Source organism: Pedobacter sp. 01T416_2 (assembly GCF_056398925.1).
This window is the reverse complement of the sequence record NZ_JBFTQI010000953.1, coordinates 1-2018: the sequence shown is the minus strand read 5'-3', so window position 1 is coordinate 2018 and position 2018 is coordinate 1. Positions and strand designations below refer to the sequence as shown.

The 2018-nt window shown below is 37.9% G+C and carries 2 protein-coding genes; both read right to left on the bottom strand.

Going from position 1 to position 2018, the window contains the following annotated elements; all coding sequences use genetic code 11:
* Window positions 1–998, bottom strand: a 998-nt coding sequence (locus AC1DPQ_RS26230; protein ID WP_477611362.1) for a carboxypeptidase-like regulatory domain-containing protein, incomplete at its 3' end; no start/stop codon positions are given.
* A gap of 85 nt (window positions 999–1083) precedes the next feature.
* Window positions 1084–1755, bottom strand: a complete 672-nt coding sequence (rpe, locus tag AC1DPQ_RS26225) for a ribulose-phosphate 3-epimerase (RefSeq protein ID WP_477611361.1) — start codon at window positions 1753–1755, stop codon at window positions 1084–1086.
* Window positions 1756–2018 lie beyond the last annotated feature (263 nt).

Below are 2018 nucleotides of genomic sequence, written 5' to 3'. Positions count from 1 at the left end.
TCCACATTTAGTCTTAATGTAGTGCTCAACGTTCCGAACTGGGTTTCTCTATTGGTGGGCACCAATTTAAACTGACCGAGGTTAAAGCTGCCCAAAAAACCGATATTGAATTTTGATGAAAAATCATATTGATACAGCAATTGAGCATCGGCAAAATTTGGGCTATAACTCCCCTTTTCATCTTGTTTAATCAGTACACTCGAGTTGTTTTTATAGCGTAAACCAGCCAAAAGGAAGCTGTTTTTGAATATCTTTTTGGTTGTTAATGAGGTATTTAAAAGGCTGGTACTAAAAATGGTTTGATTACTATCCGGTTTATCGTATCTAATATCTAAGATTGAAGAAAGTTTATCGCCGTATTTCGCTTCAAAGCCACCTGCAGAGAATTTTGCTTTACTCACCAGGTCTGAATTGATAAAACTTAGTCCCTCCTGTTGCCCATTGCGGATCAAAACAGGTCGGTTAATTTCTACATCATTGATGTAAATCAGATTTTCATCGAAGTTACCTCCCCTAACGCTATACTGGGCACTTAATTCGTTGTTTGTAGATACACCTGGCAGGGTTTTGAGCATGGTTTCAAAATTGCCAGAAACCAATGGCATTGAAGAAACATCGGCAATATTAATAGTGGTGGTGTTACTTAACTGGTTCTGTTTATTGGTGATATTAACCTGTTCTAATTCATTAATATTGGCAATTAAACTTACCTGTTTGATAATCCGAGCCCCCGAGCGCTCACTAAATTTTACGGTTTGTGGCTGATAGCCCAAAAGCGAATATTTAATGCTAAACGTTTTTGATTTTGAATAAATGGTATATACACCAAATTCATCAGTAACAGTTGATTGTGCCTGTCCTAAAACGATTACCGTAACCTGTGCTAAAGGTAACTTTTCATCGCTATAAACTATTCCTGAAACTCTAACTAAAGGCTGCGCCACAGCAAAACTGCAACCAGCAATTAAAAGGAGAAGGGTTAGCCGAAATTTGAGCATTTTTAGTATCAAGACAAAAGTATCAGGTATTAAGACTGTATGCGCCCCATCCTAAAAACAATTTAGCAATAAAACATTTAACAATTTAAATATTTATCGCGCTAGTTGTCAAGCTTTTCATTTTAGATATGGTTTCCGTTGGATTATCTGTTGCGAAAATTGCATTTCCGGCCACAAAAGCATTGGCACCTGCTGATACTAATGTAGCAATATTTTGCAAACCAACACCACCATCGATTTCAATTATTAGGTCTTCATTTACCCCTTGAATCAAGGCCTTTAAATCCTTTATTTTCTTGTAGGTATTATGGATAAAAGCTTGTCCACCGAAACCGGGATTAACCGACATAATGAGTACCAGATCARGATCTTCAATTACATCCTGCAACAAGGTTACCGGAGTATGCGGGTTTAAAGCCACACCAGCCTTGCAGCCTGATGCTTTGATTAACTGAATGGTTCTATGCAGGTGTGTGCAGGCTTCGTAATGTACCGTGATTCTATCCGCTCCTGCTTTAGCGAAATCCTGAGCATATTTATCCGGCTCAACAATCATTAAATGTACATCTAAAGGTTTGGTCGCATGTTTTTTTACAGCAGCCATGATGGGGAAACCAAAAGAAATATTTGGAACGAAAACACCATCCATCACATCAACGTGGAACCAATCGGCCTCGCTGTGGTTAATCATTTCAATATCTCGCTGTAAATTGCCGAAATCGGCAGAAAGTATGGATGGGGCAATGATGTATTTCATTTTATTTAGCTTTTCGTCATTGCGAGGCACTAAGCAATCTAATACGACTGCGGTGCCAAAAAAGATGCTTTCTGCCTTGCAATGAGGATTTGTTTATACGGTTTTTCTAAAAATGCAAGTTACGAAAGAAGTCCGAAAGTTTTTAAGTTAGAAATAAAGRTGCTGAAATAAATTCAGCATGACGAAACGCATTAGGTCAATTTAAAATAAAAAACCCTTCCAGTTTTTAACCGGAAGGGTTTTTTATATCTCCTGACTCGGAC